The 23808-nt window shown below is 53.0% G+C and carries 18 protein-coding genes; 5 read left to right on the forward strand and 13 right to left on the reverse strand.

Annotated features, from left to right (window positions below; translation table 11 throughout):
• Nucleotides 1-71 precede the first annotated feature (71 nt).
• The 12 genes from L1F29_RS23365 to L1F29_RS23420 all read right to left on the reverse strand — a co-directional run bounded on the left by L1F29_RS23365 (nucleotide 72) and on the right by L1F29_RS23420 (nucleotide 16530).
• Nucleotides 72-1475, reverse strand: coding sequence for an extracellular solute-binding protein (locus L1F29_RS23365; RefSeq protein WP_258384444.1), 1404 nt, complete (start codon nucleotides 1473-1475; stop codon nucleotides 72-74).
• Between the two features lie 133 nt (nucleotides 1476-1608).
• Nucleotides 1609-2613 carry a carbohydrate ABC transporter permease gene (locus tag L1F29_RS23370; RefSeq protein ID WP_258384445.1) on the reverse strand — a complete coding sequence of 335 codons (1005 nt, stop codon included), beginning with the start codon at nucleotides 2611-2613 and terminating at the stop codon, nucleotides 1609-1611.
• Nucleotides 2610-3590, reverse strand: coding sequence for a carbohydrate ABC transporter permease (locus L1F29_RS23375; protein WP_258384446.1), 981 nt, complete (start codon nucleotides 3588-3590; stop codon nucleotides 2610-2612). Before L1F29_RS23375 ends, L1F29_RS23370 begins: the two co-directional genes overlap by 4 nt.
• A complete protein-coding gene (locus L1F29_RS23380; protein WP_258384447.1) occupies nucleotides 3587-5860 on the reverse strand; it encodes a DUF5696 domain-containing protein in 2274 nt (757 codons plus the stop codon). Before L1F29_RS23380 ends, L1F29_RS23375 begins: the two co-directional genes overlap by 4 nt.
• 2 nt (nucleotides 5861-5862) lie before the next feature.
• Entirely contained in the window at nucleotides 5863-7902 is a 2040-nt protein-coding gene (locus tag L1F29_RS23385; protein ID WP_258384448.1) for a YIP1 family protein, read from the reverse strand.
• 19 nt (nucleotides 7903-7921) lie between these two features.
• Nucleotides 7922-8854, reverse strand: a complete 933-nt coding sequence (locus tag L1F29_RS23390) for a carbohydrate ABC transporter permease (protein WP_258384449.1) — start codon at nucleotides 8852-8854, stop codon at nucleotides 7922-7924.
• A gap of 2 nt (nucleotides 8855-8856) precedes the next feature.
• Nucleotides 8857-9813, reverse strand: a complete 957-nt coding sequence (locus tag L1F29_RS23395; RefSeq protein WP_373876559.1) for a carbohydrate ABC transporter permease — start codon at nucleotides 9811-9813, stop codon at nucleotides 8857-8859.
• A gap of 56 nt (nucleotides 9814-9869) precedes the next feature.
• A complete protein-coding gene (locus L1F29_RS23400; protein WP_258384451.1) occupies nucleotides 9870-12845 on the reverse strand; it encodes an extracellular solute-binding protein in 2976 nt (991 codons plus the stop codon).
• Nucleotides 12842-13972, reverse strand: coding sequence for an ABC transporter ATP-binding protein (locus L1F29_RS23405; RefSeq protein WP_258384452.1), 1131 nt, complete (start codon nucleotides 13970-13972; stop codon nucleotides 12842-12844). The genes L1F29_RS23400 and L1F29_RS23405 overlap by 4 nt, the downstream gene beginning before the upstream one ends.
• A gap of 43 nt (nucleotides 13973-14015) precedes the next feature.
• Complete coding sequence (locus L1F29_RS23410; RefSeq protein WP_258384453.1) at nucleotides 14016-15032, reverse strand: N-acetylglucosamine kinase; 1017 nt, start codon at nucleotides 15030-15032, stop codon at nucleotides 14016-14018.
• Between the two features lie 14 nt (nucleotides 15033-15046).
• A complete protein-coding gene (locus L1F29_RS23415) occupies nucleotides 15047-15748 on the reverse strand; it encodes a sugar isomerase domain-containing protein (RefSeq protein ID WP_258384454.1) in 702 nt (233 codons plus the stop codon).
• A 50-nt stretch (nucleotides 15749-15798) separates the two neighbouring features.
• Nucleotides 15799-16530, reverse strand: a complete 732-nt coding sequence (locus L1F29_RS23420; RefSeq protein WP_258384455.1) for a sugar isomerase domain-containing protein — start codon at nucleotides 16528-16530, stop codon at nucleotides 15799-15801.
• 302 nt (nucleotides 16531-16832) lie between these two features.
• On the opposite strand from L1F29_RS23420, the gene L1F29_RS23425 reads away from it, so the two are divergent.
• The 4 genes from L1F29_RS23425 to L1F29_RS23440 all read left to right on the forward strand — a co-directional run bounded on the left by L1F29_RS23425 (nucleotide 16833) and on the right by L1F29_RS23440 (nucleotide 22287).
• On the forward strand, nucleotides 16833-17606 hold the full coding sequence (locus L1F29_RS23425) for a DeoR/GlpR family DNA-binding transcription regulator (protein ID WP_258384456.1): 774 nt from the start codon (nucleotides 16833-16835) through the stop codon (nucleotides 17604-17606).
• 933 nt (nucleotides 17607-18539) lie between these two features.
• A complete protein-coding gene (locus L1F29_RS23430; protein ID WP_258384457.1) occupies nucleotides 18540-20081 on the forward strand; it encodes a spore germination protein in 1542 nt (513 codons plus the stop codon).
• Entirely contained in the window at nucleotides 20078-21178 is a 1101-nt protein-coding gene (locus L1F29_RS23435; RefSeq protein WP_258384458.1) for a GerAB/ArcD/ProY family transporter, read from the forward strand. Before L1F29_RS23430 ends, L1F29_RS23435 begins: the two co-directional genes overlap by 4 nt.
• On the forward strand, nucleotides 21175-22287 hold the full coding sequence (locus tag L1F29_RS23440; protein WP_258384459.1) for a Ger(x)C family spore germination protein: 1113 nt from the start codon (nucleotides 21175-21177) through the stop codon (nucleotides 22285-22287). The genes L1F29_RS23435 and L1F29_RS23440 overlap by 4 nt, the downstream gene beginning before the upstream one ends.
• Nucleotides 22288-22432: 145 nt before the next feature.
• Here the strand turns inward: L1F29_RS23440 and L1F29_RS23445 are convergent, their stop codons facing one another.
• Entirely contained in the window at nucleotides 22433-22840 is a 408-nt protein-coding gene (locus L1F29_RS23445; protein WP_258384460.1) for a hypothetical protein, read from the reverse strand.
• Nucleotides 22841-23102: 262 nt separating this feature from the next.
• Between L1F29_RS23445 and L1F29_RS23450 the strand changes: the two genes are divergently transcribed.
• Complete coding sequence (locus L1F29_RS23450; RefSeq protein WP_258384461.1) at nucleotides 23103-23795, forward strand: glycosyltransferase family 2 protein; 693 nt, start codon at nucleotides 23103-23105, stop codon at nucleotides 23793-23795.
• The last annotated feature ends 13 nt before the right edge of the window (nucleotides 23796-23808 follow it).

The following is a 23808-nucleotide window of genomic DNA, read 5'->3' on the forward strand; positions in this document are numbered from 1 at the left end:
GGGAGTCAGGCTGCAATGCCTGATCTCCCGCTTCTTCACTCATTCTTCCATTCCATCCCTTTTTGTTACGCTTACCATCCCAACAGCTTACGGGATACCAGCGTCTTCTTGTTCCACGCTTCGACCGCAGGGATAATGCCGTTCACGTCGCCATTACCGGTCCGGAACATATCGGTGAGCGCATTGTCTACCGTGGATAAGTACTCGGTAAAGTCAGGAACATTGGCCCCCGGAAGGTCACAGCACATCTTGGTGGATATTTTGATCGCTTCGGTATTCTTGCCTTTCCACATCTCGACCTCGTCGATATACTTCTCCAGATCCGGATGCTCGACATACGTATTCGAACCGTTCTCGATCATCCACTTTTGCGCTTCGAGCTCGAATTGGAAGCTGAGCCACTTGAACGCTTCTTCCTTATGCTTGGACGCTTTCAATATGCCGATCGGGCCAAGGATCTGCGTCGTGACTTGCTTCGATTTGCCCTTCGGCATCGGGAGAACATCCCATTCGAACTTGGCTTCCGTCTTCAAGCCCGGCAGCACCCAGTCCGCACCGAGCGTGAACAGCGCTTTGCCCGTCAAGAAGCTGTTGTTCAGGTCCCAGCCCATCTTTGCCGCTTCATCGGCAGTCGGAATGACATTCCACTTGGTCGTCAATTCCATGATCCAGCGCATATCGTTCAATACGGCAGGCGTATGCGCCACGCTCTGCGTCAAATCGCCGTTCAGGAAGTATAGGTTCTCCGCACTGCCGTTGGCAACCGCCATCGCCCATTTGAACTGCTGCGAGAACAGAGCGTCATACGCGATCCCGTATTCCCCGGCTGCCGGATCCGTCGCTTTCTTCGCCATCTCCAACAAATCGTCATAGGTCCAATCGTTGGCCGGCATCTCCATGCCCTTTTTCTTCAACAAATCCTTGTTGACGATAATCCATTCGGCGATTTTGGAGAATGGAATCGCGAAACGCTCTTCACCGGTTTTGAATGCATCAAGAAACCCTGGGGATACTTTCGCTTCCTGGATCGTCTTGTCGACCTCGATGTATGGCGTCAAGTCTTCCAGCAAGCCTTCGTTCGTCCATGTGCTCAAGCCTTGAATCCAGGTCAAGTCCGCCGAATCGCCGCTGGCCACCAATGCCGCCTGCTTCTCCATCATGGCATCGTCACCGCCTACGACGAGCGGTTCAATCGTAATCCATGGATATTTCTTGTGAAACAGATCGAATTCCTGCTGATACTGTCCGACATACCACGTCAGCAGCTTCAAGGTAACCGGTTCTTTCTTCTCGTCCGGCACATCCTGCGGCGTATCGTTCGTCCCGTTATTCGTGGATGTATTACCGCTTTTCTCCGCTCCCCCCTGATTCTTCGTTTCGCTGCCGTTCGATTCATTCTTCGAGCAAGCGGACAGAGCAAGCGTGAATAAGAGCATAATGGCTAGAACCGCTGATATATAACCTTTTCTCTTCATCGGATAGACCTCCATCGAATAATTTCTCCCGTTCATTTAAGAAAGCCGTCGTGAAAGCTGCCGTGCGCCCCCTTGCCCGCTCACGCTAATGCGAAGACGGTCACCCCCTTTCATAACACGCACTTCCGCATCGTTATTCAACCAAGCCGGTCCGCTCAATCCCTTCCGTGAACCAGCGCTGGGTAATCATGTACACGATTAACGGCGGCATGATGATGAGGAAAGCAGCAGCCATCTTCGGCCCTTCGGATATGGGATCCTTGCCGAAGCCCGCGTTAAAATTAATCGCCGTGTTTCCCATCAGCTCCTCCTGCATCAAATTCAGCCTCAGCGATAAGGGCAGGAAATCCTTGCCCAGAAACATCGACGGCTCGTAGTACATATTCCAGTACCAGATAAAAGAAAAGAGAAAGACAACCAGACATGCCGAACGCGCCAGAGGCAGCATGATGCGGAAGAACAACCGGAAGGACGAAGCCCCGTCGATCTTGGCCGCTTCCTCCAGAGCCTTCGGCTGCGTGAGGAAGAACTGCCGGAAGATGATGATGAACAAGGCCCCCCGCAAGCCTTGCGCGAATATGGCAGGAATGAAGAAGACCAGCGGCGTATTCAGCCAGCCGAGCTTGCCGTAGATCGCATACAGCGGAATCATCGTAATCTGCGGCGGAATGAGAAACGTAACGATAATGAGAAAGAATGCGAGATTCCGACCCGGAAACTTAAGCCGTGCCAACGCATAGCCGGTAACGGCACAGGAGCAGACCTGCGCCACCGAGCAGACGAGCGCGATTGTCAGCGTGTTCGCAAACGCCTCCGGATAACGCAAGCCTCGCCAGGCATCGCTGAGATTCTGCCAGTTGACCGTACGCGGAATCCATTGCACAACCGGATCGATCAAATCGCTGACCGTCTTCAGCATCGTCGATATCATATAAAATACGGGCTGCAAGTACAGAAATCCGATGACCGCCAGCAGCAGCAGAATGACGATCTTGGCGATCCAGCCGTCATTGACATGCTGGCCGACCAGCATTTTCCTCACTTGCTGCGCTTTGCGGCTGCCGAGAACATGCCCGGAGTCCTGCTTCAGCCGGCTAATGGCCTCATTGGCCCTTGCTGCTAATCCGTCGCCCTTCACCGCATCTCCCTCCTTCCCTTGGCCGCCCGGTACGTAATCCAGAGAACGATGGCAAGCAGCGCGATGATGATGGCGAAATAAATCCATGCCAGGGCGCTTGCGTAACCGTAGCCGGTGGCCGGCTTGAACATATTGGCCCGGACATGATCCATTACCGGATTGAACGGAAAAGTGAACAGATCGACGATCGTAAACACCGCATTCAACCCGATAAACGGCACCATCGCGGGCAGCGTAATTTTCCAGAAGCTCTCCCACGGCGATGCCCCGTCGATCCGGACAGCTTCGTAGATGGTTCTCGGAATCGTCTGGAACCCGGCGATGAAGATCAGAATCTGCACCCCGGAATACCACAGAATAATAACCGCCTTGCTCAATACGGCCAGCATCGGTTCGGCAATTCGCGGACCGACATTTTCCCTCACAAGCCCTTCCAGATTGTACTGCTCGATGAACGGGAGCTTGCCTGCGCCTTGGACGAACAGCTCCGTCAGCACCTGGCCGGTGGCGAATATGACCGGCAGGAAGAAGACCGCCCGCACCAATGTGCGCCCGGGAAACTTCTGGTTCAACAGCAGCGATACGAAGAACGAGAAGATCAGAATCAGTGGAATCATCAGCAGCATTTCTTGAAAATAGGTAATGAGCTGGATTGAATAAATATTGTCTTCGACGAACGCTCTTCTGTAATTGTCGATGCCGACCCATTCGAACTTGAAGCCTTCCGGCGTAATGCGCACTTTGTTGAAGCTGTTGAATAGCGACCAGCCGACGGGAAACGCAACAAGCACCGCGAACCCGATCATCCATGGGAGCATAAACAAATATCCGACGCCATAATCTTTCCAGCGGTATAGAAAATAGCGTCTGCGGCGCTGCTTGTCGTCCATCCGGCTGCCGCCGCTAAGGGGCGAGGTCTCGGCCGAATGCATCGATATGCCGCCAGACTTCACGACATTGCCTGAATCCGTGTTCATCTTGCCGCCCCCTTCGCCACATCGAACCGATTGGCTTTGTAATCCACCGTTACTTCCGTGCCATCCTCATATGTCGTAACAAAAACATAATCATTGAGCTTCCGATGACCGCGTATGCGCTGGTTGTAGACATGGGCCAACTGGTCGAATTTCTTGTATTCCTCCGCCACCCGGTCTTTCCAGACTGCAAATTCGCTGCTATAGAGCTTGTTGTCATAGCTCGTGCCGATCAATCGGCGGCTCGGCGCGTCCGTCAGGATGTAATAGGGAACCGCTCCATATTCGATCGCGCGCAGCAGCTCTTCATCGCTCATCTGGCGCAAATTGCCGGGTGCCGCCGTATACGCGACGGAGCCGTGGACGGCAATCGGGTAGAACGGCACCGTCTCGTCGATGATGACATCGTAGCTGGAGTTCGTCGGCAGTTCGATAATCAAATCGATGTTCCGCAGCGCATAATCATTGCCTTGGACCGTACCGGCGAGCGGGAATCGTTCCTGCACGTACCCCAGAAACGATTGATACAGATGAGCGGTATCTTCCCGTTCTACCGCCTGCCCGCTGTTGTAATCGCGGAACACGGTTTTGCCGGGCCCATCGACCAGCAAGCCATCCGCGCCCAATGCCGCGAACCGGTCGACTGTATTCTTGGCGGCCCGTACGGAAGTCTGCGGATTAAGCATAAATTGCCCTTTCCGGTTAAAGACTACGGTACCGTCGACTCCTCGCATGCCTTCGGTCTTCGCGGAAACATCCGCTTGATCGGGGTGCATGACCGCGATGTTATCGGCAAACCACATCTCGCCTCCCTTGTCGTGCACCGCTTGGATCAGACGGGCGGCCCCGCTTTCTCCCCCGAGCTCCGCTTCGACCGGAAACCGGTTATCGGATTCGACATATCCGTCCTGCTGCCAGCCGTTATAGATGAGCCTCAGCTTCTGCACTCCGCTTGCAGCGAGCTCCTCCACCATCCCCTCTGCTTGCTTGAACGTTGTCATCGGCACGTAGCGCAGGCCGCCGGACGTATCCTTCGCGGCGCCCCCGAGGACGGCCAGCTGCAGCGGTACGTGCTCGACCGCTTCAAGCGGCTTGCCGAGCATGCCGGACTCTTCCAGATAGCTGCGGTACGCATGCGCCATCCCGGCGTAATTCGCCTCATCGCCGGATAACAGTCGATATTCGACTCGGCGGTCGCGGTTGACTCTATCCTTCTGCATCGTGTTGATCGGCGCACCGAGACGGCTCACTCTCCGCGGGTACTCCTCACGGTACACGAAGTTCGCGCTTACCGCGTGATAGCCCGACACAATACCCGCCGGCATCGCTTTGACCCATGTCGTATATTTGCCTTCCTTTACAATGGCGGCGTAGGCATGATCCCCCCGCTTCAGACCGAACACCGGGTAACCGATCTGCTCGCGGGGAACCGACGGCGCCTTGGCATTGGCGATTTCGTCGCCGTAGATGGGATAATCATACCGGACGCCGCCCGCAAGCCGTTTCTTATCGAAGCGGATCAAGCCTCCCGGACCGTCCGGCACGAACATGTAGCCCTCGTCCTCCGCTGCGGATACGGCTCCGAAGAACGGCAGCACATTGAGCGCCAACAGCCGGTTCTCTCCTTGTTCTTCAATGCCCTGGGTTGGAATGCTTACTTCAAGTCCGCTGTCCGTCAGCTCGTATTGAATAACGAAGGAAAGCTGCAGCTCCGGATAGGCATATGACGCCTGAAGCCCCTTATTGAACGTGTCGTAGCGAATGCCCGGCTTTGGCTCAAGCGCGTTTGTCATACTGCGCTGCGTATTCCCCGTCGTGACGTATTCCAGAATAAAGGGCGATTGCAGGTTCGACAGCTGCAGACCCTTCACCGTTTCTGTCTCCAGCTGGTCTGCAGGCGGATTGCTCCGCCACAAATACCCGCTGCTGCGGTCGCGCACGGCGATTTGACCCGTGCCCGGCTCGACCAGCAGCGTGAACTTCCCATTGTCGGCCGCTTCGGCGAAGCCCAGCGCATCCGCGGGGCCCGGACTCCAGGCCGCATCCTGATAAACCGGGAAGAAGGTCCGCTCCGGCATCTGAATCTCCATCTCCGATAGGGCGGGTAACGACGGCCGGCTCGCAACAGCAATCGCCGTGACGATCAATACAGCGGCACACACGCCTGCTGCCAGCACGATGATCCTGCCCCGCTTGCCCTGCGGCCACAGCCGGCCGGTCCTGCTGTGCCGCCCTGCGCCAGCAGATCCTTGCGGCAATTCTACTTTGGGCACCTTTAGGTCACCTCCCGGAAAATCTGGTACGCGAAGTCGAACAGGTTGTAGCCGAGCCCCGCGATGATGACGATGAAAATCCAGATGACCGCAATGGTAAATATGGTAATCAGCACATTCTTCACCGTTTCCAGAAAATCGAAGTTATGAATGACCTGCGTCATGATGAAGAACATCGCCATCATCCATATCCAGTAGATTTGTTCGATGGAATCCACGAGAATCCGCTCTTCCAGAACGACGATATGAGAGAACAGGATGACGGGTATCATAAGCACGATGTAGGGCACAAGCGCGAATGCGCTCGCCTGAAGCACCTCGCGCAGCCGCCCTTCTCCGCCCTTCACGGCGCTGACCAGATAGTTCGCTGCGATCCAGGTCGCCCAAGGCGCAAACAGCGTCGCCATCGACATCGCCAGGTTCACCCGGCTGAGATCATAGGGATGGAAGATAAAGCCCATTCCATAGACTGAGATCAGTCTGATTCCGCCGGCAAGCACGACAATAAGAGCCAGAACGACCCAAGAGATCTTCCGTTCCTTCAATCGGTAGAAGCCTTCGTACGGATGGAACATGGTATAGATCGCATCCCTCAATTCTCGCCCGTACCGGACCGTAAGCGGCGGCCATGACCGGCCCTGCGCGTATACGGCCATCCTGCGCTGCAGCAGCCGTCCGCCCCATAATGCCAGCGCCAACACGACCACGGCGTATAGAAAGTACTGCTTGATCCAGGCGAAACGCAGGCTCCAGAATGCTTCGGAATAACCAGCCGCATTATAGGCGTCTTCGAATTGAGCCATCGCTGTCTCATATTGTTTGTCATGCAGCGATATCTTGCCAAGACCTTCAAAGGTCAGGTTAATCATTCCGTTCTGCTTGGCGACCTCTTCCCAATAAGGCTTGCTTTCCGCATAACGGCCTTCGTAATAGAGCTTCGCCGCCGTGAGGAACGCTTCGCCGAATGCGGTACGCTTGAATACTTGGATCGTATTCGCTGCGCTGTCCGCTACCCACAGCTTATTGTCGCCGCTGACCGCCAGCGAGGACGGATAGCTGAGAATGCCGAGCTGATGGACCGTTTTATCCGTATCGCCGAAATAGAACAGCACGCTTCCCTGCGGATCGTAGATCGATATTTCCCCGTGCTCGCGATTAACGCCATACAGAAAGTTATTCCGGTCGACTGCGGCATCCGAGAGCTGAAACTCGTTAAACCTCTTGTTCTGAAACGCATCCGTCCCGCCGGCATTCAGCCTCTTTAATTGTCCGTCGCTTAAGCCGGAGCTTGCCGTCACAAGAAAGCCGTCGCCCGTAAGCGCCACATTCTCAATGGAACCCGGCCGCTTGGCGATTTCCTTGCTCAGCTGATTCTTGTTCAATACGGCCCGCTTCATACGGTCAAGCCACGAGAGCTGCGTCTTGTTCGCCCCGAAGAAGCCCGTGAACTTACCGTTCTCGTCTAACCGCATCAGCCCTTGATAGGAATCCTTCACGACGATGTACATGACGCCACGGATATCTACAATAATCTTGCTCGGAACGAAGAAGTATTCCTGCGGTATAAGCGGCGATTCCGGCTTGCCGTAAGCCCGCTCGAACCTGCCGTCTTTGTCGAATACCGCGATCCGGTTATTCCCGGTATCCGCCACATAGACCGTATCGTCTTTCGTCACGAATACCCCAAGCGGCTGGTTCAACCTGCCATCTCCGTCGGCATCCCCGATTTCGCGCACAAACTTGCCTTCCCCATCCAGCTCGACGATCCGGTTGTTGCCCGTATCGGCCACGTACACGCGGTTGTTCTCCGTTATGTACAGATCGCTTGGCGCGGACAAGGGGATCTCGAAGCCGTCCCAGCCGATGATGGTATCCGGGACATACAACGGCTGCGTCGTAATCATCCGCCCTGTCTGCTGATCGTTAAACCAGGTGTTATACGGCAATTTGGCTGATGCGGCGCCCGGAAAGAACAAGCCAAGGATGCCGATCAGCAGCAGCGCGATGGGGAACGGACGATTATACCGGTATCTTAGCCTCATCCTCTCTCTTCCCCCCACGTTATTTCACACCCGAATGCAGCATCGTTTGGATCATCTTCCGCTGGAACAGCAGGAACATGACCAGGTTCGGGATAAACATCAGCAGCGCGCATGCAGCCGCAATGCTTTGTCCGGCCACGCTGTTCTGCAGATTGGCCGTCAAACTCGACACGTAATACGCAAGGGTCTTCATCGTTTCCTTCTGCGTATACAAGGAAGAGCCTTCGATATCCAGGTACACCGCCTGGAACGTAATGATGGAAATCGTCGCAACCGCCGGTGCGATAAGTGGAATAATGATGCGGGTGAAGATGAACATATCCCCTGCACCGTCCAGCTTGGCTGCTTCAATCAGCGCGTCGGGAACCTGGTCAATGAACTGCTTCATGAGAAACACCGCCACAGGCGACGCGATAAAAGGCAGGATATGGGCAAAATACGTGTTCGTCATGCCGAGCCCGCTGACAATAATGTAGCGCGGAATCGAAACCGTCTCCGGTGCGAACATGAGCGAAATCATGATCAGTGACATGACAAGCGTCTTGAAATGAAACCGATGCTTGGCAAGCACATAGCCGGCCATCGTACTCGCAAGAATGACACTGACGAGCGTGAGCGCCACAACGATGACGCTGTTGAACAAATATCTTGTGAACGGCACGACGCCCGCTGCCGAATGAAGAAACAGCCGTTCGAAATTGCGCATCGTCGGTGCCTTAACCCAAATCGTGGGCGGAAACAGAAACAGCTCGTTGAGCGGTTTGAACGCATTATTAAATAGAAAGATGATCGGCAGCAGCATGAACAATCCAATGCCGGTAAGAAACACGATGAGCGTAACCTGAAACCAAGAGACCTGCTTGCGCAAGCGCCGTAACCGGCCCGTCAGACGCTTGGGGTACGGGAGAGCCTCAACGGTTGTGCCGATACGTTCTGATGCAAGGTTTCCCATTGTCACTCCCCCTCTTTCACCGCAAACAGCCGGTAACAGAATCGCATGATCAAGAACGAGATAAGCAGCAGGACGACGGAAACAGCCGAGGCGTAGCCCCATTCATATCGCAGGAACGCGTAGTCGTCGATATGGTTCGTCATGAGATGTCCGGAATAGCCGGGGGTAATCTGCAGTCCCGTAAGCTGTGTAGAGATGGACCCGGCCTTGAGCGTGCCGACGATCGCCATGACGGCGCTGAACAGCATCTGCGGCTTCATGGACGGAACCGTAATGTAGTACACTTCCTGGAGCCTGTTCTTAATGCCGTCGATTCGTCCGGCTTCATATAACTCGGTGTTAACCGTCTGCAGTCCGCCAAGCATGGCGAGGAAGCCGACCCCCATGCTCGACCACAGCGTCACGACGATCATAATGGTCATTAAATATTTGGGATCCTGCAGCCACAGCTGCGGCGATTCAATCATGCCGAACTTTAACAGAATATTGTTCAAATATCCGACCCTGTCTCCGCTGAATGCAGCGATCCATATGACGGACAGAGCAACGCCGCCCGCCATGGACGGGGCATACAAGGCCAGCGTGAAATAATCGCGCAGCCCCTTCGGCAGCTGGTGGATCAGCCATGCGAATATAAAGGAAAGAATATATCCGCCCGGACCGACGATAATCGCGAATTTGAACGTATTCGGCAGCGTGTATTTCATGAAGATAATATCCTGCGTTAATAGCGCAATGAAGTTGTTCACCCCGATAAACTTCGGGAAGGCGAAGCCGTTAAACGACGTTACGCTCAGCAGAGCGGCCATGAACACCGGAATGAGAATAAAGCATGAGAATGCAAGCATGAAAGGGGCCAGAAAGAGATATGACATCCGGTCCCGCCAGCACTCCCGGAAGAACTGCCGCAATCTTCGCAGCGCCCGGGGAGCGGCCGGTTCGCCAGGTGCCGGACGCATCGCGATGCCGCCGGGAACGGCTCCCCCTTCGGCAGTAAGCTCCGTATTTAATTGCTTCATGGCGCACTCCCCTCGTATGGTTTGTTATGCGGCGGAACATGCATATCCGTCTCCGGGCCGAAGCCCAGCTCCTCCTGCTTGCGGACCATCTCCCGCTGCAGCGAGACCGCCGATTTCTCCAGCGCCTCCTGCGGCGCCATACGGCTAATAACCGTATTGTTCCAGGCGAAGTCCATTTCGCGCCCCAGAAAGTAATATCCGGGCACATAAGGCATATTTTTGGCCCAGCGGGACTGTTCCGTCAGGACGGCCAAATCTTCGGAGGGCCATGGCAGCAGCTTCATCGCTTCGATATTGGCGGTATTCCATCGGTATTCGATTCCCGCGAACGATTCAATATCATTGGCGTATTGAGCCTGCACACCGGCAGATGTCCACCACTGCAGGAACGTCCATGCCCGCTCCTGATTCTCGCTGTTCTTCATGATCATCGCAGACTGGGTCGGCTGCATGGACCAGCGTGCCACCGATCCGTCAGGCTGTTTAATTCCCGGCAGAGGCGCCATCTTCCATCGTCCCATAATCTCCGGTGCCGCAACCTGCAGCTGGATATACGTATTGAAATCCGCTATTCCGATTGGAATATCGCCGAAGCGGAAGTGGTTGAAGAACGCCGGCACATCTTTGGGCAGATCGTACTTGCTGAACCAATCGGTCCACTGCTTGAATGCCGTGATGGATGGGTTGTCATTCAGCTTCGCATTCATCCCGTCGGGCGTATAGAACTCCGTGCCATGCTGATAGAAGGGCATCGCGAACTCTTTGGCCGGATAGAAGAACGTCTTGCCGTTATCCTGCAGCGTCGGAAGCATCCGCATGACGTCTTCCCATGTATCGGGAGGCGTCAGGTTCAGCTGCTCCAGCACATCCGTGCGATAGAACAAAGCCATGAACGATTGTGTCTCGGGCAAGGCATACGTGCCGCCGTCGAATTTGTAAGACCGCATGACGCCGGGATTAAACCGCTGCTCGACCTCGGCGAATCCATCGAACCGGGTCAAGTCCGCCGAAGCTCCGCGCATGGCGAAATCAACGGGCATCTCCATGCCTACGCCAAGCGCGACGTCAGGCTGATCGCCAGCCGCATTGCCGAGCATCAGCACATTCGGATTCGGCATCAGGTTAACGTTCACTTTAATCCCTGTACTCGGGGTAAAGTCCTGCTCGATCTGCTTCTGGAGCAGGTCGACGTAGTCTCTGCCCCGCTGCACCCAGACGGTGATCGCGTCCTCTTCGTTCACGTCTTTCAAGTCATAGGTCTGGAAAAAGGTGCGCCCAAAGTTTACTGTGCTGTAGCGAATTCGGTCCCATGTACCCGGCTCCTTCAAGCCCGGCTTGGCCTCCGGAGAACGAACGACGATGTAATCGAGCTGAAGGGCTTGACTCTCCATCGGCTTCATCCATGTGCCCAGGCTCGCTTGAATGTCCGATAGCAGCTGCACTTTATTAGGAATTTCATTCACATCGTCCAACAGCTCTTCCAAATTATGGACTGCCGAGCTGATGGCCGTCGTCGGATCGGTCACATGCTGGTTCAAACCGTTAACGTAATCGCGGATCTTCTTCAAGTCTTCAATAATCCGTGCAAGCTTCGTATCGATATCCGGATCATAGGTCTTGATTTCCCACGTGCGTCCCGTGTCGAGGTTCATCGATGAACCCATGCCGTAATTGCCGGTGATGATGCGGATATCCCGGTCAATGGCAGCGATCTCCTTCACCTTCTGCTGCAGTGCGATGACGGCCGGCTTGACCGTACTGGCGTCGGCGATAAGCCGAAGCCTGTGCGTACCCTTCGTGAGGTAGAAGCGGTAGGGCTGTCCGTCTGGGTCCGCGATCGTCCCGATTTCCAGATTGTCGTTGGCTTTCAAGGAATAATGGAGCATCTCACGGAAGGGCACAGCCCCGTCAATCGTAAGGGTCCGGTAAGCATTCGCCTTGCCGTTATAACCTTGAAGATATTTGAGGTCGATGGCGTACAGGCCGTCTTCCGGCACCGCAATGTCCCACTCCACCCATTCGCCCGCCGTCTGCCACCGGTCTCCGCCCAGCGTGTTATAGACGAGCCGCCCCTTCGGGTCTGGAGATGCGTACGGCTCGGCAACGCTCTGCGTTTGGATGCCGATCGCGGACTTCGCGGCGAACCGCTCCGCCTCGAACAGCTCAAACCACTTCGGATCCTGCCCTCCGGCCAATCCTTCATAGGTCTTCCGGTAATCCGCATATGACGGTATTGGCTTCGATGCGGCGAATGTTAAGGCATGGATCGCCACCGGTTCTCTTCCTCCGGTCATCCGGATCGTATGGCGCCCTTTCGTGAGCGGCCATAATAACGGCTCCGAGGACACGCCATAATCGGCAGCCTGCCTGGTCCGCCATCCGGCGATTTCCTGCTGCACCGGACGAATTTCATTGCCGATCTGATTCTTGTCGTACGGCGTCTTGCCATCCTTCCAAGAGCGGTCGAGCACGATGCGCTCCGCTTCATCGAACGGGTACGCTCCATCAATCTGAATACCCCGCACGATCGAAGCGAAGCTGCCCTTCAGTGGAGCGTAATCGACGAACAGCTCATAGAGTCCATCCTGAGACACATCGATTTCCCATTCCAGCCAGCCCGAAGCATTCTCCCATTCGATGACCGGCTCGCTCCGCTCTTCGTCTTCAACACGCCGAATGACCGCATCCGCCGATACCGCAGCGTAGTCGTAAGCCTGAATGGACACCGCACTATCGTCTGCCGGAATTTGCTTCAGCTCCGTGATGGAATCGCTCTTCAGCCATTGAATATAGGACAGAGGCGCTTCGTGATCAGTGGCAGCCGAATTCATCGGGATAGCGCTTACATCAATCGTTATAAAAGCTTCTTCGTCCTGCAGCCATCCGCGTCCGAATAGCAACAATCCGATGCCTAACAGCACGGCGCCCCATATAATAGCTATCAAGCCTCTGCGCGTCAGCCGCCTCTTCATGCCCGTTCCCCCGGAACGCGCAGCGAATCGCCGTTCTCCCAGTCGAAGAAATGAGCTTTGTCCATTTGCAGCGCCAGCTTGATCGAGTCGCCTACTCTTATCGGCGTATGCGCCTCCGTCCGGGCAATCAGCGTCTCTTCGCCCACCTTCGCGTATAGATACGTATCGGAGCCCATCGGCTCCTTCATGTCCACCGACGCGCCGATCTGCCAATCCGCCCACCCTTCGGATGCATCATTCTCGCATACGACATGCTCCGGCCGGAGTCCGAGCACGATCTGCCTCAGGTTCGCTCCTGACGATTCGAAGCGGGGATAATAGAATTCGGGAATGCGGAGCTTGAGACGCTTGGTCTCGAAATAATAGACGCCGTCCTGCGAAGCGACCGCCCCGTGCAGGAAATTCATCTGAGGCGTGCCTATAAATCCGGCTACGAAGAGATTGCGTGGCTCGTCGTACAATTGCTGCGGTGGAGCTACCTGCTGAATCTTGCCGTCCTTCATGACCACGATCCGCGTTCCCATCGTCATCGCTTCCGTCTGATCATGCGTCACGTAGACGAATGTCGTCTGCAGCTGACTATGCATCTTGATGATTTCCGTCCGCGTCTGCGTCCGCAGCTTTGCATCCAGATTGGACAGCGGTTCATCCATCAGGAACGCTTTCGGCTCGCGAACGAGCGCTCTCCCTAACGCGACCCTCTGCTTCTGGCCGCCTGAGAGCTGGTTTGGCTTCTTGCTCAGCAGATGGGAGATTTCCAGCATCTTCGCAGATCGGTTCACCCTCAGCTCGATCTCATGCTTCGCTACCTTGCGCAGCTGCAAGCCAAGCGCCATATTCTCGTAAACCGATAAATTCGGGTATAAGGCATAGTTTTGGAATACCATGGCAATATCCCGATCCTTCGGGGAGACGAAATTCGTGAACTTCCCATCGATGTAGATGTCTCCCTTCGACACCTCTTCAAGTCCCGCCAACATTCGGAGCGTCGTCGACTTTCCGCAGCCGGAAGGTCCGACCAGCACCAGAAATTCGCCGTCGGCAACGTCCAGATGGAAGTCATTAACCGATGGGACAGGCTCACCTTTGTAGTATTTATACACATGATGAAATTTGACATTCCCCATAGTCCACGAGCCTCCAACACATATTGATCGCCTAATCGTCAGCTTATGCCGTTATGGCTTGCTTAACGAAATCGTTATCGCGCTTTAAGCGCGATATCAGTTCCCCGTCCCACGATACGTCCATATGACGCAATGTGCCCAGAAACACGCCAAACACCGGTTCCAGCGATTGCGGAATCAAGCGGTAGCTTTTCTTCATCCTATGCTCCAGCGTTTCGCTAAACGAATCCAGCAGCAGCTCGCCGATCCGCCAGGAGCCGCCCGCGTACCCGATTGGAATGGGCTCGTTGCCCATATCCATCCGGTCGCACACGGCCGTTACCTGACAGGCAAGCTTCCGGCCGGCTTGTTGAATAATCGCAATCGAGATGGGATCGCCCATGCGGGCGCATCTGGCGACGACCCGGCAGAGATTCGCAATCATATGGCGGTAACGGTCAGGCATAAATTGAAACGCTTGGTTCGCGATTGTACGAGAGGCGGGATTCATGTACGGGGCTTCACGGGGAAACTCGGTTATCCCCCATTCCCTGCAAATCTCCGCCGCAAGCATCGTCTCCTCTTCCCAGCCCTCCAAGTGCCGGAGTGCCGCACGCAGTCCGCATAGCCCGATCTCGTAACCGCTTCCATCATCACCGAGAATATCCCCTAATCCGCCGACCAGCATTGTTTCGCCTTGCCGGTTTCTGCCATAGGCGAACGATCCGGTACCGCTCAATGCGACAACACCCCATTCGCTGCACAGCGCCCCGACCAGCGCTACCGTCGGATCGTCCAAATATAATTTGGCGGCTGCCACTTCCCTCTGTGCTAGCGCTGACAGCAGCGCTTCATATTTGCCGAGCTGCGAATAAGAAACAAGCGAAATTTGGGAACCTGCTAGACCGCTGCTGTCCATAGCCATCGTTACGGCTTGTTCGAAGGATTGAGCAGCTTGCTCATCAGGCAGATGATGGGTAGGTCCTCCGAGTCCCCAGCCCAGCAATTGGCCATCCTGAGTTTGAAGCAGGCATATCGTCTTGCTGCCTCCGCTCTCGATACTCATCATGATCTGCGACAATGCAATACCCCCAATTAGTACCCCAGTTCTTGGAACCGCTTATTCGTCGCCTCGATCTGTTCCATTCCGCCCGGCATGCTGACACTCCGGTACACCGACGGCGCAATGCCCTTCGCCAGCAAACTCTCGATAAGCTGCGCGATGAAGCACCAGCTGACCACTGCCGAGGTTACGCCGGAAGTCGGCAATATCTTCTCCTCCATCCCTTCCGCTTCCAATGCCGCATCGCCCTTAAGCGTCATGATGTCCAGAACGTGCTCGCAGACCTCGAACAGCCGTTTCCCGCTCGGATGCAGCGACGGCGTCTGCGAGGTGTAGTCGACCGCGGTGAGCGCAACGGTTACGATACCGTGATCCCGCGCTTGCCGTGCCAGCTCGACGACGGAGGCCGCGCGTCCGGAGACGGAGCCGAGAATAAGGATATCTCCCTTGCGAATCGGTGACGCAGGAATCGTAGCAGCAGCCGCATCCAGTTCCCCCTGCACGCCTTCGCCGGTAACGGGGGACATGTTCAGATGTTTGAGCAATGCCAAGCCTCCCGATCGGTGGAACAATTCGTAGTTCAGCAGATGGCCGCGGTCATGAATGTATACGGAGCCGCCGGCCGCTACCGATTGCGCAGCGAGCTCGGCAACCCTGTTGATCATCTGCAGCTGTTCCTGTTCGATGGAATCAATTAACTGTCGGTATACAACTAAGAGTTCGTTAGCTAACATAGTATGGATCAACCCTTCTGTTTACGAATGTAATGGCTTGGCTACACGCTTCACAAATAATGAATCTGATCCCGGTATTCGCTTAGCAATCTGGCGTTATGCCGGTCTCCTTGATCGACATTCGCGCTCAGGAACACAGGTGCGGCATGACCGGCTTCGATCAACAGCTCGATCGTTCTGGCCATGACCGGATGAAGCATGGCGATGCTCGTGATCGTCGATGTTGCAGCCGTCTTGACAGGCAGACCTTCAATGTCCAGGACGGCGTCTCCGGGCACCGAGCAGCAATCTAATACGAGGTCGGCCAGCTCGTGCAGCTTCTTTCCGCTCGGATGTCTGCTCTCTACGGATTCGGCATAGGCGACGCTGGTGACCGCCACCGTAGAGATACCGTTCTCTCTCGCATATTCGGCCATCTCAACCGGAACGATATTACGGCCGGATATGGAGCATATAATGAGCGTATCTCCGGATGTAATGGGCGATTCGCGCAATACGGCTTCCGCGACGCCGGCAATTCGCTCGAATCTCGTCGTACGTGTGACAGGCGGAGTTTCCAGCGTCAGCCCCGGAGCAAAGATCGGATTGATCAAGGCGAAGCCGCCGGCCCGATAGAACATTTCTTGAGCCATAATACTGGAATGGGAGCAGCCGAAGATATAGACCGAGTTTTTGCGGCTAATCGTCTGGGCCAACAGGGCTGCCGTCTTCTCCATTGCACCGCTTTGTGTCCGCTCGATTTGGTGCAGCTGCGATACAATCGCCTTCAAGTAATCCTCCATTACCCCATCTCGTCACCTCTTCCGTTAAACTTTCGAAAATAAAACAAATCGAAAGGTACATTTTCTTTTAAAAGGATGGTTTTGGTAATCCACACTAAAGATAATAGCAATAAAACCGATTTTCGTAAATATTGTTTTCGAAATTCCGTTTATATATTTTTTTTCGAAGGTTCCATTTGGCTTTATCTTTCGAATTTATTTATTTATTTTCCAGCTTATGCTACAATATGAAAATGACAGTCGGAGAACCCCCGGTTGTTCACAGCTAGCTATTGCTTTCAATAAGTAAAAGAGGTGTCCGTATGAAAACGTACCAGAGACGGCAGGAAATTTATCAGTTTATTTTCGATAGGAAAACCGTAAAGATATCGGAGCTGAAAGAGGTCTTTCACGTTTCGGAGGTAACCCTGCGCAGCGATCTCGACTTTCTGGAGAGTGAAGAGAAGATTGAACGGCTTCATGGAGGCGCTGCCATCATCGAGAAGACGCCTCCGCAAGCGGAATCGGTTCTGCCCGACACCCCGCTGCTTGAGGCGAAGCTTGCGATCACCAAGAAAGCAGCCGAGCTGATCGTGCCAGGCGATACGATATTTCTCGATTCGAGCGCGACGAGCATCATTCTGGCTTCCCAGTTGAATCCGGAGCTGAATATCACGGTCATTACGAACTCCTTGCCGATCATTAACCAATTGAAGCTTGCTCCCGGAATCCGGCTGTATGCCATCCCGGGTCTATATAATCCGTCTACCAATTCGTTCAACGGACCGCTGGGAGAAGCCTTCATCAGCAATCTGAAGACGTCCAAAACGTTCATCTCGCCCAAAGGCATCATCGTGGAGGGGCTGAGGGATTTAACGGCGGACGAAGCCGCAATCCGCAAGGCGATGATTAACTCGACCAGAGAACCGATCGTGATCGTGGATCACAGCAAATTCGACCATTCGGAAACGCTGTTCCAAATATCCGATTTCAGTCCTATATCGACTGTCGTAACCGACCGGACACCTTCTCCGGTATTTGTCGACATCCTTCAAACGAGGAAAATTACGCTAATCACGACGGAAAGCGGCGCTTAATGCTGCAGAAGAACTGCTCAGGCTAATGTCTTCCTCCCGCGGTTGATATCCGGCAGCAATGGCAGGCGCTGACGCTTCTTCTGAACGATTCGCCCTTCTCCGCCATAGCGCCCTAACATGACGCCGACAGGAATACGGTATACGTCACGAAACGATTATTGTTGTATATTCTGCAACTTTGCACGGGCTGAAGCGGTTGCAGCACCAATATTGTTGTATTTTCTACAACAATCTCTCCACTATAAAGACTATTTCACGAAATCATATCCAGATTGTTGTATAACGTACAATAATTCGGCCCGATGGAGCAGAATAATGCAAAATTGTTGTAAGTTGTACAACACATTCGCATGGGGTCGACCAACCGCCGACATGCGGTGAACCACCGCGCGCTGGAAGCTGCGCGCGGTGCGAAAATCTGCAAGGGCCGCTTAGAGCAGCATTGCCAGGCAGTTAGGGCCGCTTGCTTTCGCGAATGAATTAGCTTCACACTGGAATTTATCCGGATACCCGCTTGAGCTCTTGAACAGACCGGTCGCCATTGTTCAGAGAGATATTCAATTTCAACCGCCGGCTACCTTTCCTTGGTTCCATAAGGCAGTGCGAGTCACCGCCAGCCAAGGAAGGGTTTTTCCGCATCCCGTTTTTTTGGGAAATTCCCCGCAGATTCTACCGCATCTACCGCTTCCGCATGCGGTCGACCGACCGCCGTCATGCAGCGCAACGCGCTACCTTGGGAGCTGCGCGCTGCCGCTGCTAGGCTTGCTGTTATATTTACTATTCCCCCTCTCTCCCGATCATTCGTCCCCTCCGGCCGCTGTCCGCACTAGCATGTATCTATAGATTGCTTTATGTTAATCCTTAAATTGATTGGTGAATTCAACATATATCCAATGCACGAAATACAACTCATCAAGATAGGATGGTTCGTTCATGCTCTGGCTTATAAAGTTACTGACGGGAAACCGGAATTCCAAGTACCGGAAGGCGCCGAACCAGGCAGACATAACGGAGAAGGCGCCGATAAACCGTGAATTATCCGCTAATCTCAATCGCCTGAAGCAGTCGTTTAGTCTGGCTCCCGACTTGGTCTTCCGCCATTTTCAAATCGTTCATTCCGGAGCTTCCGCGGCGCTTGTATACTTGGATGGCTTGGCCGATAAGCAAACCATCCAAGAACATATTCTGCGGGAACTGATTCATGGCGCTTCGGAGCAGCAATTTATATTGAATGCGGTAAGCGTCGGGGAATGCCGGGCGGGCGTGATGTGGAGCAGCATCGACGATGCCATTCTGCATGGGGACAGCGTTCTATTCATTGACGGTCATCCGAAAGCCTATATCTTCGCTACGAAAGGCTGGCCGCAGCGAGCCGTTGAAGACACCAAGATCGAGCCGGCCCTTCGGGGCGGGCATCAAGGCTTCGTCGAATCAGGCTACCAGAATATCGCGTTAATTCGCCGGTATATTCAAAGCCGGGAATTGAAAATAAAAGAATTCACTATCGGCGAGCGCGGCAAATCAAAGGTATCGGTCCTCTACTTGGCCGATGTCGCCCATCCGGAAGTTCTTAAGGAGCTGGAGACGCGAATTGCGCAGATCGACGTCGATGCCATCTTAAATACCGGCGAGCTGGCGGAATTCATCGAGGATAATCCTTATTCGCCTTTTCCGCAGTTCATATTGTCAGAAAGGCCGGATTCCGCAGCCTCTCATATCCTTCAAGGGAGGATCGTTGTCGTCGTGGACCGGTCGCCAAGCGTGCTGATCGCGCCGGTAAACTTCGTGTCCTTCTTCCAAAGCGTCGACGATTACGGCAGCCGCTGGCTGATCGCTTCTTTTATCCGGATTCTCCGGTTCTTAGCCTTGTTCATCGCTTTATTCCTGCCGGCTGCGTACATTTCGCTTATCTCGTTCAATTACGAAGTGATTCCGCTGCAGCTTCTCATATCGATTGCCGAGACGAGAACCCGCGTTCCGTTTCCCCCGATTTTGGAAGCCATTCTGATGGAATTAACGCTTGAAATGATGCGCGAAGCCGGAATCCGCCTGCCAACGCCGATCGGCCAGACGATCGGGATCGTGGGCGGGATCATTATCGGACAAGCGGCTGTTCAAGCAGGGATCGTCAGCAACATTATGGTCATCGTGGTAGCCTCGACCGCCATAGCGTCGTTTATTTTCCCCAACTATGATATCGGTGCGTCTATACGGCTTCTGCGGTTTCCGATGATGCTGCTTGCTTCGATGTTCGGCATTGTGGGAATGGTATGCGGGGCGATGGCCTTGGTTGCGCATTTCGTTTCGCTTGAATCGTTAGGCACGCCGTATGGCAGCCCGTTAGCGCCATGGCGCTTTGCCGATATGAAGGATGTATTCATCCGATTTCCGCTGTGGAAGATGAACAAGCGGCCCCAGAGCGCAAGAGCGGTGCAATCCGCAAGGCAAGGCCCGCCGGAAAGGGATCAGCAATGAAAAAATATGCATTCAACGAAATAACTTACATGCAGTTTATTCTTATTATCCACGGAACTCAGATCGGAACGGGGGTCTTCTCTCTGCCCAAGAATTTGGCCGAGAAAGCGGGGACGGACGGCTGGATGTCCCTGCTCCTCGGCTGGGGCTTCGCAGTGGCCGCAAGCATTGCGATCGTGCAAATTTTCAAGAAGTTCCCGAACGATACGTTGGCGGATCTATTGATTCGCCTGTTCGGCAAATTTATCGGAAAGGCTCTCCTCATTCCGGTTATTTTGTATTTTGCCTTTGGCGTCTGGTCCGTCCTTACCTCTGGGGTTCTATACGTCAAGCACTGGTTTTTGCCGCAGACTTCCGACTATGTCGTGATGATCTTATTGATTGTCCCCGGCTATTTAGTCGCCCGCAGCGGTTTGCGTATATTGGGCCGGTACAGCGAGCTTGTCTTTTATATGACGTTATGGATGCCATTCACTCTTCTGATCGTCCTGAAAGACAGTCACTGGATTCATTTGCTGCCGCTGTTCAAAGACGGGTGGAGACCGATCGTTCAAGGAGTGGAAGAAACCGCTTTTTCTTTTTTCGGCTTTGAAATCGTCTATTTTTTGTACCCTTTTTTGCAAAAAAAACAGCTCGCCGTTCGCGGAGTCGTCATTGCCAATACGTTGACCCTCATCTATTATCTCGGAGTCACGCTGATTTGCTTTGCTTTTTACAGCCCTGACGATATCACAAACTATAATCAACCGCTGTTAAGCCTGCTGAAGGTGATCGAATTGCGGTTTCTCGAACGATTCGACATGATCTATCTGGTTTTTTATCTGTTTGTCGTTTCGACGACATGGCTCTCTATGACGTTCGGAGCGGTCTTTAGTACCGGTCATTTGTTTGGAAAAGAAGGTCCTGCGCCGTTTGCCGTCATCCTCTTTCTGCTGATTGTCGCGCTTACCGTCGCGCTTCATCCATCCTGGAATCAGCTTCAGCAGTCGCAGCAGCTCATAAGTAAATTCGGAATAGGCTTTGCCTACATATTGCCTTGGTTTCTGCTCCTGTATTCCCGTATTTATGATCGACTTCGAAGGAGGGATCCCCAATGAAACGCATCTCTTTCATTAGTATGCTGCTATCTCTTTCGCTCCTATCGGGCTGCGCGGATCAAATCAATATCGAGGACATTTCGCTTACCTTATTGGTTGGCATTGACCTCGATGAAGAGAACCGTCTTGTTTTTTCGTCCTCCAGTCCGGTCTTTAACGTAGAAGCGAAAGAGAAGGAAGAGAAAACGGTTGTCTTTGCCGACACCCTTCGGGAGTCAAGGGAAAAATTCGATGCCACGGTAACCGCGCTAACGAGCCGCGGCAAGCTTCAAGTACTGCTTCTAGGCAAGCGTCTTCTTCAGCACAAGGATTGGTTCTCGCTGGTCGATACGATGTACAGAGACGGCAAGAATACGGTCGTATCCCGCATCGCTCTTGTTGACGGTCCCGTTTCGGAAATCGTCACGTTCAATCCCAAGGACAAACCCCGTCTCCCCATCTATTTGGCAAAGCTGATCGATACCTCCGAGGAACGAAATATAGGCGTACTGACAACGCTTCAAGAGCTTCATCGTCAATTTATGGAGAAAGGAGTAACGCCCAACCTGACGGAGCTTAAGAAAGACGGCACGATTCAGGTGTCAGGCACGGCACTGTTGGACAATTCCGGTAAATACAAGCTGAAGATCAAGACGGATGAAACCAAATTGATGCGACTCTTGCAAAAGGAAAAGGGCGGCGTGTTTACGATTACGATCGGTCTTCCCGACCAGCCGGGCAAGGGGATTTTTCATGAAAATATGCTGAGCTTTACGCCTCTGACCATTTCGGTCAAGACAAAAACGGACTACAAGGAGGACAAGTTTAAATTCGATATGAAGGTTAAGTTGAGAATCGCGATGAACGAACGCCTCTTTCCCTATGACGTTAAATATAAAGCCCCGCAATTGGAGAAAGAAATTCAGAGCGAGCTGCAACAACAATTTATGCAATTGATCAAGAAATTCCAAACCGCCAAAATCGATCCGATTGGATTCGGCCTATATGCCAGAGCCTATGAGTACCCCCACTGGCTTAAAGTTCAGGATCGCTGGGGCGAGGTTTTCTCGGAAGCGGAAGTGAACGTTAAAACAGACGTCAAAATTCAATCCATGGGATCGATCAAATAAGACCGACAAAGGAAGTTGAACCGCTGCTTCTAACACAGCTTGCTGCTCAGGCAGAAACGTTCTTCCGATTGCAGCTGTTCCCGGATTTCTCCAAATCAGAATGATAGGTTGAAATCCGGGAACAAAGGAGACCGCTACCGGTTAACTAGAATCCTTCCTTAGGTTTTTCCCCGATTAACCCCAACAAAAACATTTGGGAGAAGGCATACCCGTTGGATGTTTTGGATACAATCGCTGGAACCGTCAGGTCCAGATCCAGGTAGGTGGACAGGATCAGATGCGTAAATTCCTTCTGGTTCGTCAGCGCAAATTCCTGAAGCTGCTTCACTAACTCCTTGTTGACCTTCTCTCTTCCTCCAAACTCCTGCTGCAGTTCGTATCCAGCCCGATACAGATCGACTGCCGTATTTTCATTCGCCCGTTCATGCTCAGCCACATACTGAATAATCCAATCTCTCACCAGGGACGAGGCATCTTTATTGTTTTCCTTTGCCGCATGCTGGAAGCTCTCCTTCAGATCCTTGGAAATGCGAATTTGCAAATTTGTATCCACTCCGATAACCTCCTGAACTCGTTGTATAAATGAATAATAACTCCACGTAATTACATTGTCAATACATCGCAATTACAACTGGACGGGATGCCAAATCTATTTACTCGTTCAATACCCAATCCAGTAGGAGTCATGCGTCATATGTTATTGTGAAGGATTCTAGCCGAGGTGCTTCATGATGCGGGAAAAGCAATAACAGGGGCCATTATTGCGTCGGCCTCCAGCTTTGCTTTCGGTTTAAGCCGATTAAGGAGGTTTCTTCATGATTTCGATCCTATGCTGTACGATGCGGCAGCGCCTTATGAATAATGTTTTTAACAATTATGACCATCAACAATGGAAGGAGAAAGAATTGATTCTTATCTTAAACAAAGATGATATGAATTTAAGTGAATGGGTAGAAAGAGCGAAGCGTTCGCAACATGTTTCCGTCTATCAATTGCCGGAAAAGTTAACGCTGGGTGAATGCTTGAATTATGGAATCAAAAAAGCAAAGTACGATTATATCGCAAAATTTGACGATGACGATTACTATGCACCCGGTTATCTCATCAATTCGATGAAATTTATGAAAAGAAAAGAGGCTGATTTGATAGGAAAAAAGTCGATTTACATGTACTTTGAAAATAAGGAACTCCTTGCCGTATATTCTCCCGGCTATGAAAGAGAGCGCGTAAGAAGGGGGCTTAAGGGTGCCACTTTGATTTTTAAAAAAAAGATTTTTAACAAAATAAAATTCCCTAAAATAAATCGCGGCGAAGATACTTTATTTGTCAAAAAATGCAGAAAGGAGAACTTTAGAATTTACTCCACAGACAAGAACGATTATGTATGCATTCGTAAATCCAGCCCTCGGCATCATACCTGGAATGTTACCAATAAGCGCCTTTTGAAGCATTCGGTTACCGTTTGTAAAACAAAAGATTACAAACCTATTATCCTCAATAATAGATAGTTGGGGGGCGGCA

It is taken from the genome of Paenibacillus spongiae, assembly GCF_024734895.1.
Classification (GTDB): domain Bacteria; phylum Bacillota; class Bacilli; order Paenibacillales; family Paenibacillaceae; genus Paenibacillus_Z; species Paenibacillus_Z spongiae.